General features: G+C 50.0%; 15 protein-coding genes and 6 tRNA genes. 14 read left to right on the plus strand and 7 right to left on the minus strand.

What is annotated here, in order from left to right; genetic code table 11:
• The first annotated feature begins 188 nt into the window (after positions 1 to 188).
• The 4 genes from ACQ661_RS07200 (at position 189) to ACQ661_RS07215 (ending at position 4,345) form a co-directional block, all read left to right on the plus strand.
• Complete coding sequence (locus tag ACQ661_RS07200) at positions 189 to 1,559, plus strand: MATE family efflux transporter (RefSeq protein WP_431668032.1); 1,371 nt, start codon at positions 189 to 191, stop codon at positions 1,557 to 1,559.
• A gap of 3 nt (positions 1,560 to 1,562) precedes the next feature.
• Positions 1,563 to 3,584 carry an excinuclease ABC subunit UvrB gene (gene uvrB, locus ACQ661_RS07205; RefSeq protein WP_153826664.1) on the plus strand — a complete coding sequence of 674 codons (2,022 nt, stop codon included), beginning with the start codon at positions 1,563 to 1,565 and terminating at the stop codon, positions 3,582 to 3,584.
• Between the two features lie 112 nt (positions 3,585 to 3,696).
• The gene (locus ACQ661_RS07210) at positions 3,697 to 3,885 is read left to right on the plus strand and encodes a DUF2061 domain-containing protein (protein WP_110074670.1); all 189 of its coding nucleotides are present in this window, start codon (positions 3,697 to 3,699) and stop codon (positions 3,883 to 3,885) included.
• Positions 3,866 to 4,345, plus strand: coding sequence for a DUF2919 family protein (locus tag ACQ661_RS07215; RefSeq protein WP_110074669.1), 480 nt, complete (start codon positions 3,866 to 3,868; stop codon positions 4,343 to 4,345). The genes ACQ661_RS07210 and ACQ661_RS07215 overlap by 20 nt, the downstream gene beginning before the upstream one ends.
• 120 nt (positions 4,346 to 4,465) lie before the next feature.
• Here the strand turns inward: ACQ661_RS07215 and ACQ661_RS07220 are convergent.
• Both ACQ661_RS07220 and ACQ661_RS07225 read right to left on the minus strand, forming a co-directional pair.
• Positions 4,466 to 4,541, minus strand: a tRNA-Val gene (locus ACQ661_RS07220).
• A gap of 26 nt (positions 4,542 to 4,567) precedes the next feature.
• Positions 4,568 to 4,643, minus strand: a tRNA-Val gene (locus ACQ661_RS07225).
• 212 nt (positions 4,644 to 4,855) lie between these two features.
• On the opposite strand from ACQ661_RS07225, the gene gltX reads away from it, so the two are divergent.
• The 7 genes from gltX to ACQ661_RS07260 all read left to right on the plus strand — a co-directional run bounded on the left by gltX (position 4,856) and on the right by ACQ661_RS07260 (position 8,828).
• Positions 4,856 to 6,265 (plus strand): glutamate--tRNA ligase, encoded by a 1,410-nt coding sequence (gene gltX, locus ACQ661_RS07230; protein ID WP_431668033.1) that lies wholly within the window; start codon positions 4,856 to 4,858, stop codon positions 6,263 to 6,265.
• Between the two features lie 54 nt (positions 6,266 to 6,319).
• Positions 6,320 to 6,952 (plus strand): carbonate dehydratase, encoded by a 633-nt coding sequence (gene can / locus ACQ661_RS07235; RefSeq protein WP_110077117.1) that lies wholly within the window; start codon positions 6,320 to 6,322, stop codon positions 6,950 to 6,952.
• 51 nt (positions 6,953 to 7,003) lie between these two features.
• Positions 7,004 to 8,275 carry a sensor domain-containing diguanylate cyclase gene (locus ACQ661_RS07240; RefSeq protein WP_431668034.1) on the plus strand — a complete coding sequence of 424 codons (1,272 nt, stop codon included), beginning with the start codon at positions 7,004 to 7,006 and terminating at the stop codon, positions 8,273 to 8,275.
• 136 nt (positions 8,276 to 8,411) lie between these two features.
• Positions 8,412 to 8,487: transfer RNA gene (locus ACQ661_RS07245), tRNA-Ala, on the plus strand.
• Between the two features lie 55 nt (positions 8,488 to 8,542).
• Positions 8,543 to 8,618: transfer RNA gene (locus tag ACQ661_RS07250), tRNA-Glu, on the plus strand.
• A 32-nt stretch (positions 8,619 to 8,650) separates the two neighbouring features.
• Positions 8,651 to 8,726 (plus strand) — tRNA-Glu (locus ACQ661_RS07255).
• A 26-nt stretch (positions 8,727 to 8,752) separates the two neighbouring features.
• A tRNA-Glu gene (locus ACQ661_RS07260) sits at positions 8,753 to 8,828 on the plus strand.
• 23 nt (positions 8,829 to 8,851) lie between these two features.
• On the opposite strand, the gene ACQ661_RS07265 is transcribed toward ACQ661_RS07260, so the two are convergent.
• Entirely contained in the window at positions 8,852 to 9,502 is a 651-nt protein-coding gene (locus ACQ661_RS07265) for an arylesterase (protein WP_431668035.1), read from the minus strand.
• Positions 9,503 to 9,504: 2 nt separating this feature from the next.
• Between ACQ661_RS07265 and ACQ661_RS07270 the strand changes: the two genes are divergently transcribed.
• Both ACQ661_RS07270 and ACQ661_RS07275 read left to right on the plus strand, forming a co-directional pair.
• Positions 9,505 to 10,212: an ABC transporter ATP-binding protein gene (locus tag ACQ661_RS07270; RefSeq protein WP_110076293.1), complete on the plus strand. Its 708-nt coding sequence runs from the start codon at positions 9,505 to 9,507 to the stop codon at positions 10,210 to 10,212.
• Positions 10,202 to 12,724, plus strand: a complete 2,523-nt coding sequence (locus ACQ661_RS07275) for an ABC transporter permease (protein ID WP_431668036.1) — start codon at positions 10,202 to 10,204, stop codon at positions 12,722 to 12,724. The genes ACQ661_RS07270 and ACQ661_RS07275 overlap by 11 nt, the downstream gene beginning before the upstream one ends.
• Here ACQ661_RS07275 and ACQ661_RS07280 read toward each other — a convergent pair.
• The 3 genes from ACQ661_RS07280 to ACQ661_RS07290 are packed head-to-tail and all read right to left on the minus strand — an operon-like array spanning position 12,716 to position 14,447.
• Positions 12,716 to 13,594 carry an alpha/beta hydrolase family protein gene (locus ACQ661_RS07280; protein ID WP_431668037.1) on the minus strand — a complete coding sequence of 293 codons (879 nt, stop codon included), beginning with the start codon at positions 13,592 to 13,594 and terminating at the stop codon, positions 12,716 to 12,718. The two genes, ACQ661_RS07275 and ACQ661_RS07280, sit on opposite strands and share 9 nt — an antisense overlap.
• Entirely contained in the window at positions 13,594 to 13,893 is a 300-nt protein-coding gene (locus tag ACQ661_RS07285) for a YciI family protein (protein WP_431668038.1), read from the minus strand. Before ACQ661_RS07285 ends, ACQ661_RS07280 begins: the two co-directional genes overlap by 1 nt.
• Positions 13,893 to 14,447, minus strand: coding sequence for an inner membrane-spanning protein YciB (locus tag ACQ661_RS07290; RefSeq protein WP_153826656.1), 555 nt, complete (start codon positions 14,445 to 14,447; stop codon positions 13,893 to 13,895). The genes ACQ661_RS07285 and ACQ661_RS07290 overlap by 1 nt, the downstream gene beginning before the upstream one ends.
• A gap of 151 nt (positions 14,448 to 14,598) precedes the next feature.
• Here ACQ661_RS07290 and ACQ661_RS07295 point away from each other — a divergent pair, with 151 nt between their 5' ends.
• Positions 14,599 to 15,516 (plus strand): TIGR01777 family oxidoreductase, encoded by a 918-nt coding sequence (locus ACQ661_RS07295; RefSeq protein WP_313932633.1) that lies wholly within the window; start codon positions 14,599 to 14,601, stop codon positions 15,514 to 15,516.
• Here the strand turns inward: ACQ661_RS07295 and trpA are convergent.
• Positions 15,479 to 16,288 carry a tryptophan synthase subunit alpha gene (trpA, locus tag ACQ661_RS07300; RefSeq protein WP_431668039.1) on the minus strand — a complete coding sequence of 270 codons (810 nt, stop codon included), beginning with the start codon at positions 16,286 to 16,288 and terminating at the stop codon, positions 15,479 to 15,481. The genes ACQ661_RS07295 and trpA overlap by 38 nt on opposite strands.
• Positions 16,289 to 16,290 lie beyond the last annotated feature (2 nt).

Here is a 16,290-nt window from a genome sequence, read left to right on the forward strand (position 1 = left end):
ATATTGGCTATTTTTGTCCACGCAAGCAAGCTCTGGTCGGGGTAGATTGAGGATGGTAGTAACCAGCAAATTTGGGTACACTAGGAGCCTTTACGATACCCAAGCAATGGCTAAGTCGCAGTCGTAGCGACAGGTCCAAAACTACAGTCCCGCAGTAATAACTAGCAGTAACAACTAAGAGTATCTTCATGAGCCCAGCAGTGTCGGCAAAATCGTTGCTTCATCGGCCTATTCCTAGCACCCTATGGCAGATGACTTGGCCCGTTATTATTGGCGTACTAACGCTGATTAGCTTTAACGTGGTTGATACTTTTTTTGTCGGTATGCTAGGCACGGATCCGCTCGCTGCGGTTAGTTTCACCTTTCCGGTAACTTTTACCGTGGTGAGCTTGAGTATTGGCTTAGGCATTGGTACCTCGGCGGTGATTGCTCGTAAACGTGGTTCGGGGCGCGAGGAGCATGCGCGTTTTGATGGCACTACGGCACTGACCGTCGCTGCTTTATTGGTCGCTGTCTTAGCTCTGATCGGCTGGTTGTTGATGCCAGCCATTTTTGCCCTGCTTGGTGCCCAAGAACGCTTGTTACCCGATATTTATGCCTACATGACACCGTGGTTTATAGGCGCCGTCTGGTTAGTTATCCCGATGGTGGGTAATGCGGTGTTACGCGCGGCTGGCGATACTCGTACGCCCAGCTTGATCATGGCATCAGGTGGCTTACTGAACGCCGTGTTTGATCCTATTCTGATTTTCGGTTGGGGCCCGGTGCCGGCACTAGGAGTGCAAGGTGCGGCGCTTGCGAGTGTGCTGTCCTGGGTTATTGGTAGTGTGCTGGTACTCTGGTATTTGCGCTACAAGCAACTGTTGAGTTTGCGCGCACCTAGTGGCGCCACTTGGCTGCATTCAGCCCGACAAATTTTGAGCATTGGCTTACCCGCAGCGGGTGCGAACATGCTCACCCCTCTGGCTATGGCGGTACTCACTGCCTTGGTGGCCGTTTATGGTGCTGAAGCGGTCGCGGCGTTTGGGGTTGGCTCGCGGCTAGAATCCTTAGCCAGTGTGGTCATTCTGGCACTATCCATGTCGTTACCACCGCTCATTAGCCAAAACTTTGGCGCTCATGCTTTTGACCGGGTCGGTGCCGCTTACAAAGTGGCAGTGCGAGCCGTATTGATCATTCAATTGTTGATGTACGGCTTGTTGATTGCCCTAGCTCCTATGATTGCAGCGGTCTTTACCAATGACCCTGAAGTGGCTGAATTGATTCGTTTATTCATCTACGTGATGCCGCTTGGCTACGGTGCGCAAGGGGTGATTATTTTAACCAACTCAAGTTTAAATGCTCTGCATTTGCCAATGTCAGCGTTGAGCTTAAGTGTGATCCGTTTGTTCGTGATGTTTGTACCCCTGAGCTGGTTGGGCGGACTCTGGTACGACTTACCCGGCTTATTTGTAGGTGGCGTTATTGCTAATATCGTCACTGGCTTCATGGCTTGGTTTTGGTTTCAACGGGCCTTAGCACAAGAACGCGACAAACAGCAGCACGCGGTAACAGGATAAAACATGGTGAAACGTTTCGAATTAACCTCAGACTATCAACCCGCAGGTGACCAACCCAAAGCTATCGAAGCTCTGGTGGATAATCTGGAAGCTGGCCTGGCTCATCAAACGTTACTTGGGGTTACTGGTTCAGGTAAAACCTTTACCATGGCTAACGTTATCGCCAAGGTGCAGCGACCAACGTTGATTTTGGCCCATAACAAAACTTTGGCGGCGCAATTGTATGGCGAGATGAAAGAGTTCTTTCCTAACAATGCCGTTGAGTATTTCGTGTCTTATTACGATTACTATCAGCCCGAAGCTTATGTGCCGACCACGGATACTTTTATTGAGAAAGATGCCTCGATAAACGAGCATATCGAACAAATGCGGCTGTCTGCCACCAAAGCCCTGATGGAGCGCCGCGACGTGGTGCTAGTGGCTTCGGTATCCTGTATTTATGGTTTGGGCGATCCTGAATCCTACATGAAAATGATGCTGCACTTACGCCGTGGCGATATGATCGATCAGCGTGATATTTTGCGGCGCTTGGCGCAACTGCAATACAAACGCAATGATGCGGCCTTCGAGCGTGGCACTTATCGGGTGCGCGGCGAAGTGATAGATATTTTTCCGGCTGAATCTGAACAGTTGGCCATTCGGGTTGAGCTATTCGATGATGAAATCGACCGCATTAGCTTTTTTGAACCCTTAACGGGGCAAGTAACGGAAGCCGACGTGGCGCGAGCTACCGTGTATCCGAAGACCCACTATGTTACCCCGCGCGAAACCATTTTAGCGGCGGTGGAACGCATCAAAGAAGAATTAAAAGAGCGCAAACAGCAACTGTTAGATGCCAATAAATTGGTCGAAGAACAGCGGCTGAGTCAACGTACTCAATACGACATAGAAATGATGCTAGAGCTGGGTTATTGCTCTGGTATCGAAAACTACTCGCGCTATCTATCTGGGCGTGCGCCCGGCGAGCCGCCACCAACCTTGCTGGATTATTTGCCTGATGATGCACTGATGATTATTGATGAATCACACGTGACTGTGTCGCAAATCGGTGCCATGTACAAAGGCGACCGTTCGCGCAAAGAAAACCTCGTGAATTATGGTTTTAGATTGCCATCGGCACTGGATAACCGGCCGTTAAAGTTCGATGAGTTTGAGGCCATTGCGCCACAACTTATTTATGTCTCGGCCACGCCAGGTAAATATGAACTAGAAAAATCAGCCGGTGAAGTGGTAGAGCAGGTGGTACGTCCAACGGGCCTCGTGGATCCGCTCATAGAGATTCGCCCAGTTGCGACTCAAGTGGATGATTTGATGTCAGAAGTTAGAATCCGCGTGGAACGCAATGAGCGCGTGCTAGCCACCACCTTAACCAAGAAGATGGCAGAAGACTTATCGGATTACCTAGATGAACATGGTATTCGTGTTCGCTATCTGCATTCAGATATTGATACTGTGGAGCGTATGGAGATTATTCGCGACCTACGCTTAGGTGAATTTGATGTGCTGGTGGGAATCAACTTGTTACGTGAAGGCTTAGATATGCCTGAAGTAAGCTTAGTGGCGATTCTCGATGCGGATAAAGAAGGCTTTTTGCGCAGTGACCGGTCGTTAATTCAGACCATCGGCCGAGCCGCACGAAACCTCAATGGCCGCGCTATCTTGTATGCGGACAGAATCACAGGTTCGATGCAGCGGGCGATTGACGAAACCGATCGACGCCGGCAAAAACAGCAAGCCTATAACGAAGAACATGGCATCACGCCAAAGGGCTTAAACAAACGCATCACCGATGTGATGGACCTCGGTGGTACGGGTATTCGGGCGCCGCGTAAAGAACAACAGCGGGCTGCAGCTGAGCCACAAGCTAGTTATGATGCGAGCTTGTTCGATCCGAAACTGTTGGTACAGAAAATTGAAGCGGCAGAAAAAGCCATGTATCAAGCGGCTAAAGATCTTGAATTTGAACGAGCGGCAAGCATTAGGGATGAATTAACTCAATTACGTGAACAGCTCAAACGCCTGTAATGAGACGGTCGATATCTTTAATCGGTATTATTAATTAGATAATACCAACCTGATTGCTATTATCTATTCATCAAGCGCTAACCTAAGCGCTCAAACAGATGAGGAGATAGGCATGGCAAAAACAGTATCCTTTGGCGTAATGCACGTAAGTGTGGCCTTTACGCTGGTATGGCTCATGACCGGCGATGTGATGTTGGGTGGGGCAGTGGCAATGATCGAACCTTTAGTGAACACCATTGCTTATTATTTTCATGAAAAATTTTGGTCAAGGCGGCAAGTAGGTGCAACTGCAACTGGGTGATGAGCGCTACATTACGGCAGACGGACAGCTGAAGACACCGTTAAGTTTAACGGTGTTGTTGCTGTTTTTTTTGCGTGGTTACGTGGCTTGGATTTTATCCCTTTCTTTTTTTGAAGACCGCTCGCTCATTCTGCAGTTTTTCTACACCAACACCCACCAGTTTGCGTTGGCTCTAGCGGTAGGGCTGCCTGCGTTGGTGCTCTTTGTGTTAACCACTCAAGTTAAAACCGAGATAGCAGCTTGGGTCAGTAAAGCCTTTCGCTGGGCGCCGCTGTTACTCTGGCTGAGCTGGGTACTGGATGGCATCTTATTACTGAGTTTAATTGGGGCGCGCTGGCCGGCGTTTTCTTGGGTGAAGGCTATGCTATTGTTTGGCTGGCTGATGGGCTGTTGGCTGCTGCTATTTTCGCGGCACTTGAAGCGTTATTTCCAGTTGGTACGCACGGCGCAAGAAGAATAATCACGGCGCCTAAAATCAATGAGCCCATCAGTACAGGTGGCTAACATGCTTATTTAGGTGCTAATTTATTACTAATGATTGAAGTATTCTAGATTAGAGTTTTGCAGAGCTGCAAAAAAATGGTGGATGGTACTGGGTTCGAACCAGTGACCCCCGCCTTGTAAGGGCGGTGCTCTCCCAGCTGAGCTAACCATCCACAGGGAGACAGAGAAAATGAAGAATTGGTGGATGGTACTGGGTTCGAACCAGTGACCCCCGCCTTGTAAGGGCGGTGCTCTCCCAGCTGAGCTAACCATCCTTTTCTCTGCGTTGCGGGGCGTATTATAGGGGGCTGTGCGATACTGTCAACAAGAAATATGAAATGTTTTGTTCGACTGCTGGCTTTTTCGTCAGTTTGCACAAGTTTACAGCGAATCAGCTTGTGTATGGTGCGTAGCTAGGTTGTTCTTGCTAAACTACAGCCCTTATTGCTCGTTCAAAACGCCATAGTTAGCGGAGATTTAATTGCTTATGACAGTTGTCACTCGATTTGCCCCCAGCCCAACTGGATTCTTACACGTAGGTGGTGCCCGTACCGCACTTTATTCATGGCTCGTAGCTAAAGCTGCTGGCGGTAAGTTTGTGCTGCGTATTGAAGATACGGATCGCGAACGTTCAACCCAACCTGCGATTGATGCCATTTTAGAGGGGATGGAGTGGCTTGGCTTAACTTGGGATGAAGGTCCTTATTATCAAACCAAGCGATTTGATCGTTATGAGCATTACATTGCGCAGTTATTAGCAGAAGATAAAGCTTATAAGTGCTATTGCTCGACTGAACGTTTAGAGCAGATGCGTGAAGAGCAAATGGCGAACGGTGAAAAGCCTCGCTACGATGGCCATTGTCGCGATAACCCAGCCGCTGGTGGTGATTCTTTCGTGATCCGCTTCCGCAACCCACAAACGGGTAGCGTTAAGTTTCATGATCACATTCGCGGTCCGATTGAGTTTGCCAACAGTGAACTTGATGATTTGATCATTGCGCGCAGTGACGGTACCCCCACCTACAACTTCTGTGTGGTGATTGATGACTGGGAAATGCAGATCACGCACGTGGTACGCGGTGAAGACCATATCAACAATACCCCACGCCAAATTAATATCCTGCAAGCACTCGGGGCGCCGATTCCTGAGTATGCCCATGTATCCATGATTTTAGGTGATGATGGCAAAAAGCTGTCTAAACGTCACGGCGCCGTGAGCGTCATGCAATATCGCGATGACGGTTATTTACCTGAAGCTGTGTTGAATTACTTGGTTCGTCTGGGCTGGTCGCACGGCGATCAAGAAATCTTTAGTGTGGCGGAGATGACTGAACTGTTTCGTTTAGACGACGTGAACAAAGCCGCCTCAGCTTTCAATACTGAAAAATTAAATTGGTTAAATCAGCACTACATGAAATCGCTGCCGGTAGAGCGGGTTGTTCCTTATTTGCAATGGCACTTTACTGATCAAGCCATTGATGTGAGCAAAGGCCCAGCCTTAGAGCAGTTGTTGCCAGTTATGGCGGACCGGGTTAAAACCCTGAAAGAGCTCGCGGCCCAAAGCCGGTATTTTTATGAAGAGTACGAGGCTTTTGATGAGGCTGCAGCGAAAAAACATTTACGCCCGGTGGCACGTGAAGCTCTAGAAGCGGTGCAAGATAGACTAGCAAGTTTAACTGAGTGGAACCCAGCAAGCATTCAGCAGGCGATTCAACAAACCGCCGATGATTTGCAAGTTGGTATGGGTAAAGTAGGCATGCCACTGCGGGTGGCAGTGACTGGCTCAGGTAACTCGCCGTCGCTGGATGTGACTCTGGCCATGTTAAGCCAAACCCAAGTGGTAGGACGTATCGCTCGAGCAATTTCGTATATTATGGAGCGCGAACAAGCGCAATAAAGAAGAAAGGGCGCCAGGCGGCGCCTTTTTTTCACCAAATATAAGGATACTTTTATGCTTAAGATTCGTCAGCTGCTGGCTAACAATGCCGCTTGGGCTGAACGCATGTTAAAAGCTAACCCGGACTTTTTTAACCAACTCGTGGCCCAGCAATCGCCAGAATACCTCTGGATAGGCTGTTCGGACAGCCGAGTGCCGGCTAATCAGGTGGTAGGGATGGCGCCGGGTGAATTATTTGTGCACCGTAACGTGGCTAATCAGGTGATTCAAACGGATTTTAACTGCTTATCGGTGGTGCAATATGCCGTTGAAACCTTACAAGTAAAGCATATTTTAGTGGTGGGTCACTACGGCTGTGGCGGGGTTAAAGCTGCCACCGAAAGTTGTAGCCATGGTTTGGTTGATCATTGGTTGTTTGGTATCAAGGATATTTACCGCGAATATCATCAGGAGCTTGAAGCCATCGGTGATAGCCGGGCGCGGTTAGACCGTCTGTGTGAGCTGAACGTGATCGAGCAGGTTCGCAATCTTGCTAAAACCACCATCATTCAACAAGCTTGGGATAGAGGCCAAGAGCTAGCTATTCATGGCTGGGTGTATAGTATTGAAGATGGTTTAGTGCGAGATATGGAAGTTACGGTCCGCGACCGAGCATCGTTAGAGCGTATTTATCATTTTAATGAGTAACTATTAGCGAAGAACTATTAACCAAGAGGCTAGAAGTTCAGGGAGTTGTGTATGGCTGAGTCCAAAGCAGTACTAGCAGCATCAGCAGCAATAAACAGAGGGCATAGCTTTGCCGAAGAGCTGCGTCGTCATTTGCAAGCCGTACAAGCCGCGAAGCAACAGGATCTCGCCAAGTTAACGGCAACCTCGCCAAGCACCGCAGAGCAAGAACCCGTCATGCAGCAGTTAGGTGATGAACTTGAACAGCTAGGGTATTGGCTGACTGCGCGTTTTACTGAGCTGGTGCGTTTGCTTGAGATCTCCGCTGAATTAAATAAGGCACTGATACTTGAAGATATTTTGGCGCGCATCTATACCTTCTTCAAAGATGTTATTCCCTACGACCGCATTGGTTGTGCGCTGATTGAGGATGATGGTGAGCACGTTACGGCCTATTGGGCTAAATTCACCTACGAGAATACGCCGCAGATTACCCCAGGCTATTCAGCACCTTTAGCTGGTTCTAGTTTGCAAACCATTATCGATACGGGCAAGCCACGTATTATCAATGACTTAGAAGCGTACTTGGCCGAGCACCCAGAATCAGAATCTACCCGCAAAATCGTCGCCGAGGGCATTCGCTCCAGTTTAACTTGTCCGCTCATCGCCGATGGCCGGCCGGTGGGTTTCCTGTTTTTCTCGAGCACCGAAGCCTACACCTACGATGGTTTGCATCAAGATGTTTTCTTGTACTTGGCTAACCAAGTGGCGCATTTAATAGAAAAAAGTCGCTTGTACCAGCAAATCATGGATCTTAATAAACGCTTAGTGGCTGCTAATCAGCAGTTACAAGATAAGTCCGCACGAGATGCCTTAACCGGAATCTATAATCGTGGAGCCATCATGGAATTCATGCAGCAGCAACTTGGCCAAAGTTCGCGAGGCTCACTGGCTATTTTGATGCTGGATATCGATTTCTTTAAGAAAGTTAATGATACCTACGGCCATTTAGCGGGTGACTTAGTGCTGCGTACCGTGGCTAACACCATTGCCCAATGTATTCGTCCTAACGATCGTATCGGCCGTTATGGCGGCGAAGAATTTGTTGCTGTGCTTACGGATATCACCGAGGCGCAAGCCGCGCACATAGCTGAACGCATTCGTAGTAAGGTCGCTGCGCTCGAGATCCACGCGGATGAGCAACTGATTAAGGTGACTATCAGTAGCGGTGGGGTATGGTTAGCGCCGATCACCAACATGCAACTGAGTGCGGCTTTAGATACCGCAGATAAACGTTTGTACGCGGCCAAGCGAGCAGGGCGTGATCAGGTGTGTTTTAGTTAATATTGCTGGTGAATTGCGCGAACTGGCTTATTTTTCAGCAAACAATTCGCTTTTCTAAAAAAAAGGTTGACGCTGGTGCGCAAATTACCCTAGAATTCGCCCCGCTGTCAGGGTACTACAGCAAGCCACAAAATGTGGGGCTATAGCTCAGCTGGGAGAGCGCTTGCATGGCATGCAAGAGGTCAGCGGTTCGATCCCGCTTAGCTCCACCAACTTTTGTGTTAAGCTTAGTACAAGTGAAAACCTGATAGAGATTTGTTCTGGTGCGTCCCCTTCGTCTAGAGGCCTAGGACACCGCCCTTTCACGGCGGTAACAGGGGTTCGAATCCCCTAGGGGACGCCAATAACAGAATAAATCAGCTGCATTAGAACAGCGTCCCCTTCGTCTAGAGGCCTAGGACACCGCCCTTTCACGGCGGTAACAGGGGTTCGAATCCCCTAGGGGACGCCAATTCTAACGTAGCAAGCAAGTCCGGGGTCCCCTTCGTCTAGAGGCCTAGGACACCGCCCTTTCACGGCGGTAACAGGGGTTCGAATCCCCTAGGGGACGCCATTTGTTTTACCTTTCCTAATGTTTTATTCCTTACCCTCAGTCTTAGCTATCGTCACTTGCTCTAACAAAGCTAGCAAATGCGGTTCCATAATATCTGCAATCATCGGCTGTGCCGCACGGTTAGGGTGAATGCCATCGCCTTGCATCAGACTATCGTCACCAATAATTTGCTCCATAAAAAACGGCACTAAGGTTATTTGGTGCTGCTCAGCTAGCTGTGGAAAAACCTCAGCAAACATCTCGCTGTAACGTGGGCCATAATTAGGTGGTATCCGCACTTGGCTTAAGGCCACCACAATATCCTGCTGCTGCAGGCGTGCAATAATCTGGGTTAAATTGTCACTAATTGTGTTTGGGGTAAAGCCACGCAGGCCATCGTTACCGCCTAATTCAACAAACACCACCGTAGGCTGATGCCGCTCAATAACGCCATCCAAACGATTCAGCGCACCTTGGGTGGTATCCCCGCTAATACTGGCGTTGACTAGGGTGATCTGAGGCTGCGATTGCTGCCAGCGCTGCTGTAAAATGCCCACCCAAGATTCACTTTGCGCCATCCCATAGCCGGCACTTAAACTGTCCCCTAAAACCACAAGTGAGACATTTGCCGAAACTGGACGTATAACAATAAATAATGCGAGTATTAGTACAAATTTTATAAGGAAGTTTTTCATAGATGCTTATTCAAACCACTCAATTAGAAAAAGAAGTCACCACCAGTGACGGTATTTTACACATTTTGCAGCCAATTAACTTAGAAATTGCCGCAGGTGAGACCGTTGCTATTGTGGGTGCGTCCGGCTCCGGTAAATCCACCTTGCTATCTTTGCTCGCGGGTTTAGACCTCGCAAGTAAGGGCGATGTTCTTATAGATAACGTAAAATTGAGCGATTTGGATGAAGAGCAGCGGGCAAAACTGCGGGCCGACAAGGTTGGCTTTATCTTTCAATCGTTTCTATTGATCCCAAGCCTAACCGCTTTAGAGAACGTGATGTTGCCAGCAGAACTAGCGGGAGCTAAGAATGCCCAGCAGCAAGCGCAAGAGCTGCTACGTAAAGTAGGCTTAGCCGATCGCCTCAATCATTATCCTAACCAATTATCTGGTGGTGAACAGCAACGGGTCGCCATTGCGCGCGCGTTTGTGGGAACACCGAAAATACTTTTTGCCGACGAGCCAACCGGCAACCTAGATAGTGTGACCGGGCAAAAAGTAGAAGATCTGTTGTTTGAAATGAATCAAGAGTCAGGCACCACGTTGGTGATGGTCACTCATGATAATGAGTTAGCCCAACGCTGCCAGCGAGTGTTGACCATGACGGCCGGTAGCCTAGTGCAAACCAAACCAGCAGCAACGCAGCAAGAGGGTGCGACTGATGTGGCATAAAATCAGCTGGCGACTGTTAAAGCAAGAGCTTAAGCGCGGTGAGCTGACCATCATGGCAGCTGCGATTGTGCTGTCGGTAACGGCGGTGTTGGCACTGTCGGTGTTTACTGAGCGCTTGCAAGCCGGATTAATGGCCCGTAGCGCAGAGTTTTTAGCGGCCGATCGGGTGTTAAGTTCACGCCGCGATATCCCACAAGAATGGATCACCAAAGCCGAGCAAGAGGGCTTACAGACCGCTGAACGAGTGGTCTTTAACTCGATGGCTTTTGCCGGTGAGCAACTGGCCTTGGTGGATATCAAAGCGGTTGGTGATGGCTATCCCTTGCGGGGCGAATTGCGCGTGGCTGAGCAACCGTATGGTGCTGAACAAGTGGCTCAAGGGTTGCCACAGAGTGGCGAAGCTTGGGTAGCCGCAGCGCTGTTTCAAGAACTTGAGCTGGCGATTGGCGATACCATTGAGGTGGGCCGCAGCCAGTTTGTAGTGAGCAAAGTATTAACCTACGAGCCAGATGTCGGTTTTTCGGTGTTTACTGATAGCCCTAATGTGCTAATTCGTTATCAAGATCTGGCCGCAACTGAGCTTATTCAACCGGGCTCACGGGTGCGCTACAACCAGCTGTTTGCTGGTACCTTAGAGCAGCTAGAGCAATACGAAGCTTGGCTAACCCCACAGCTGAACGAAGACACCCATAACTGGCGTAGCATTGAAGATGGTGATTCGCCTTTGGCGCGCAGTCTGCAGCGGGCCGAGCGGTTTATGCTGTTGGCTAGTTTACTGGGCGTGGTCTTAGCAGCAACAGCGGTTGCCGTTGCTGCACAGCGTTATTGTCAACGTAACTACGACGTGGTGGCTATCTTCAAAACGCTAGGGGCGAATAAGCGCATCATTCAGCGTATTTTTGTGCTGCACTTGCTGCTCCTGACTTTCATCAGTATCACCCTTGGCTTGTTGTTAGGCTGGCTGATCCAAAGCCAAGTCATTTATTGGGTGAGTCAGCAACTGGGCACAGCATTACCGCAATCGGGTTGGCAGCCGTTTGCCCTAGCTGCGGCCACCGGCCTCGTTAGTGCCGTGATGTTTACCCTGTATCCGCTATTGCGCTTGATTAGCATCCCGCCGTTACGAGTGCTAAATCGTGACCTTACTGGCAACAATGCCGGGCGCTGGCTGCATTGGTTAGCTTCAGGGGGCACCATTTATGCGCTCTTGTTGATTTACAGCCAACAATGGCTGCTCTCGAGTGCGCTCTTTGTTGGTGGTGCCGTAGCCGCGATTATTCTACTCACCGTAAGCCGCTTGTTTATTCGGGTAAGCCGGCAAGCGGGGATGCAAGCGGGTAGTTCTTGGCGCCTAGCAATGGCAGGGTTACAGCGGCGAGCTCAAGCAAACAGCGTACAAATGCTGAGTTTTTCGACCGCCATCATGTTGTTGTTATTGGTGTTAGCCTTGCGAAACGAGCTGCTAGCCGATTGGCAAGCACAGCTGCCAGACGATGCCCCTAATTACTTTGTGATCAACGTGGCCCGTGACGACGTGCAAAACCTACAACAGCGATTTGTTGAGCGAGAGATCGTTGCCAACGACATGTATCCGATTGTGCCGGGCCGGATGACGGCAGTAAATGGGGTACCGGTACGCGATGAAGTTACCAAAGAAGAAGATGGCGATGCGGCTGATACTGCGACCAATAATGCAGAACAACGCGAGGGCTTTGGCCGCGAGTTACAGCTCACATGGCGTGACACGTTGCCACCTAATAATACTTTGGTTGCGGGGCAATGGTGGGGTGACGATGCGCAGCCGCAGGTTTCGATCGAAACTGGCGTCGCCGACAGAATGAACCTGCAAGTTGGCGATGAGCTGGAATTTAACATTGGTGGTAGCGTCTTTACCGTGCCGGTCACCAGCATTCGTGAGGTTAACTGGGGCAGTTTGCAACCCAATTTCTTTATGATCTTTAACACTGCTACTTTGACGGACTTTCCTGCAACCTTTATCTCGAGTTTTTATCTGGAGCCTGAGCGTAAGTCAGAATTGTATGAGTTGTTTAGACCTTTCCCGCAAGTCTCACTCATTGACCTAGATGCCATCATTGGCCAATTGCGCGAAGTGATTGACCAAGTGAGTCTAGCTATCGCCTTTGTTTTGGTGGTGGTGATTATTGCTGGGATTTTAGTGCTGTTAGCGCAGGTACAGGCAAGTTTAGAAGAGCGCGAGAAAGAGCTGGTGATTCTGCGCACCTTGGGGGCGTCTGCGAAGTTATTGCGGCAAAGCGTCACCTACGAGTTTGTTATCCTTGGGGCGATTAGTGGGCTAATAGCGACGCTGGCGATGGAGCTCGCACTGTGGATACTGCAAACGCAGGTGTTCGATATGCAAGCCAGTATTCATTGGCGCTTCTGGTTGATTGGTCCCGTTGCCGGTGCCGTGGTCGTTGGATTAATGGGGCGTTTAGCCTGTGGCCGACTGATTAAACGCAATACGGCCCAGTTAATCCGTCGCTTAGCCTAAGCTATGAGCGGTTAACGCAGCTTGGATGGGCTCGCCAAATAGACGTGGCCACAACGCTTGTTGTGGCTGCTGAAAAATAGCGAAGTGGCCCAAGCGCTCCACCTCAAATTGGTGAGGGTGGTAGAGAATGCGTTGTTGCGGTGCTTGCCGATAAAAATCGTGCAAATGGTTCACTCGGCTGGGGGCTATCATTTCATCATCGCTAACGGCTAGCGATGTGATAGGAGTGCTGACGTTAGCGTAACTCTGATACAGATTTTCAGCCCCCACCAAGTAATCAGGATGCAAACACCAGCGCCGCCATTGCTGCATGGCAGCGGCTGGAACATCACCAATGATGCCTAATTTTCGGCCCGGGAAATACCCCACCAGTGGCACTGCTAGTGGCGTCACTAAACCCCACAGCAGCATGGATTTCCATTTAAAACTGCCGCTCATTGCGCGCCAGTAGCCGCTACCGGTATTGACGCTGATCATATGATGAATCAGCTGGTGATTAGGGATCATGCCAAATAACTGGCCACTGATGCTGTGCCCCAACCAAAGCTTAGGGTAAGTCGAGAATTCACTGTCGAGATAGCGCACTACGGCTGCGGCATCAAGTTCCGCCCATTCTGAAATGCTACTGTGCAACTGCTGCAGTGGCTGCGGGGTAGAAGCACCAATGCCGAAGTAATCAAAACTCAGCACATGGTAGCCTTGCGCAGCTAACCAAGTACAAAACGGCTGGTAGAACCTTTGTGGTACCGCCATCGCCGGGGCCATCACAATAACCGCCTGTGCCGCCGTGCTACTTGGATACCAGTGCGCTTGGATAAAGCGATTGGGCGCAGCTTGCAGTTGCAGCGGCTGCGCAGCTATGGATGCCATTAGGGCAGTACTTTCAGATAAGGTTTGACGGTTACCTGCTGGTACACGCCGGCGGCAACATAAGGATCAGCCTGCGCCCAAGCTTCGGCAGCAGCTAAATCATCAAATTCAGCGACCACCATAGAGCCGGTAAAACCAGCCTCACCTGGGTCAGCACTAGCAATTGCCGGGCAGGGCCCAGCCACTAACAGACGGCCCTCTTGTTGTAATTGATGCAACCGTTCTAAATGCGCTGGGCGTGTGGCTTTGCGCGCTGCCAGCGAGTTTGGCTTATCTTCAGCCCAAATAACAAACCACATTAGTCAATTTCCTTAGTGTCTTTTTCTCGGTCAGTATGATGTTTAAACATGTAAGCGCCAGAGCCAATACTAAACACCAGGGTAGCGCCCAAAATGCCAAATACCTTAAAGTTAACCCATGCATCTAAGCTCATGGTTTCAATAATATAAAGATTAATCACAGCTAAGCTTAAACTAAAGACAACCCAAGCATAAGTTAATCGTATCCAAGCAAAATGCGGCAATTGAATTTCGCTACCGAGCATGGCCTGTAACGGACTGCGTTTGTTCCACCAAGTACCAATCAGTAAAAACAGGGCAATAGCAATATAAATCACGGTGACTTTGATCTTTACAAACCAGTCATCGTTTAAGAATAAAGTAACACCACCAAACAATAACACCGCCCACATCACAATCCAGTGACGGGTGGTTACCGGTTCGCGTAGCAATTTCATGATCACCACTTGGAGTAGGGTGGCTACCATGAGCGCGGCAGTTGCAAGAAAAATGTCGCCCAATAAGTAAGCGATGAAAAAAATAACAATGGGCAGGTATTCAAGTACTAACAACATGGGTGATTTCCAACGAGACAATTAGCTGAAGTGTGCCAGAAAAGTTTGGTAAGCACCAGATTCTGTCGCTACACTTGAGACCAGTTGCAGTTTGGTTACGTGCTGGGATACCAGAGCAATAACAGTAAGATAACCTAGGGTGAGTAACACGATGATGAAAATTCTAATCACTGGCGGTACCGGCTTAATTGGTTCTGCGCTGATTCCGCAGCTTACAGAAAAGTATCATGTCACCCTGTTAACGCGGCAGCCGCAGCGTGCCATCGAGCGGTTTGGTAAGCAAGTACAGGCCTTAAAAAGCTTGGCTGAAGTGAGCGACATCAGCGATTTCTATGCTGTCATTAACTTACAAGGCGAAGGCATTGCCGATAAGCGCTGGACCGCCAAACAGAAACTACGCCTAGAGCAAAGTCGTTGGGCTGTTACGCGGCAATTATCGGAGCGGATGTTAGCCGCAGCTAATCCGCCGCAAGTATTTATCAGCGGCTCGGCCATTGGCTATTATGGTGCGCAGGGGCGTACCCCCGTCACCGAAGCAACTAAGGTGCAAGCAGATGATTTTGCGCATCATCTTTGTGCCGAGTGGGAGCAACTGGCGTTAGCGGCGGACTCAGATAAAACGCGCGTCTGTGTGCTGCGTACGGGCGTCGTGCTGGCCCCCGCCGGTGGTGCCTTACGGAAAATGTTGCCGCCTTATTTGTTAGGCTTGGGCGGTCCTCTTGGCCACGGCCAACAAGGCTTTTCTTGGATTCATCTTGATGACATGGTGGGCATTATTTTGCATCTACTGGAAACTGCCGACTGTCGTGGCATCTATAACGCCACTGCGCCAACTCCAGTAAGCCAACAAGAGTTTAGTGCTGCGATAGCCAAAACCTTGCGTAAATCACATTTTATGCGGGTGCCAAGCTGGGTACTGAAACTCGCCTTAGGTGAGCTGTCGGAGATGTTATTAACCGGCCAGTTCGTGCTGCCTGAGCGCCTGCAACAGGCCGGTTATCAGTTTCGGTATACGACGGTCGAGCCAGCCCTTAAGGCTTGTTTGTTGCCGCCTTCATCTGACGACTAAAGTCGCGTAACTGGGTGAGCATCAGCTCAGAATCAGCCAGGTTTTGTTCGATGATTTGCACCACGGCGGAGCCGCTAATGGCACCGGCAGCACCTGCAGCTAACGCCGCTTGCACATGCTCGGGTTTAGCAATCCCAAAGCCCAGTAACGGTGGTGCACTGTGGGCTTGCTGCAGGGCCTCGATGACTGCCGTGGTAGGGGTTTGCATGGAGGTTTCAGCCCCAGTAACACCGGCTCTGCTGAGTAAATACACGTAGCCTTCGCTAAGCGCAGCAATGCGTTGTAGCTGGGTGGCGGTGCCATCTGGCGGAGCAATAAAAATAGGCGCGATGCCATAGTGTTTAGCTACCGCAGCAAACCGCTCGCCTTCACGGCTTGGCACATCAGCAATCAACACCGAATCTACGCCTGCGTCAGCACAGCGCTGATAAAAGCTAGCTGCACCGTTGCTTTCTACGAGGTTGGCGTACACCAACAATCCTATTGGTAAGTTAGGGTACAGCGCCCGTATTTTTGCCAATAGCGCAAAACACTGTTGCACGCTAACGTTGCTTTGCAGGGCGCGGATATTAGCACGCTGAATGGTGGGGCCATCAGCGACTGGGTCGGAGAAAGGGAGCCCTAACTCAAGGGCATCGGCACCCCCTTCTACGAGGGCCTGGATCAGTGCAAAAGATTGCTCAAGGTTAGGATCGCCGAGGGTCACAAAGGGCACAAAAGCACCTTGCTGGCGCTCAGCTAAATCAGCAAACATGGCTTGATAGCGACTCATGA

Origin of the sequence: Pseudidiomarina sp. WS423, assembly GCF_050750165.1 — a bacterium.
Lineage (GTDB): Bacteria > Pseudomonadota > Gammaproteobacteria > Enterobacterales > Alteromonadaceae > Pseudidiomarina > Pseudidiomarina fusca.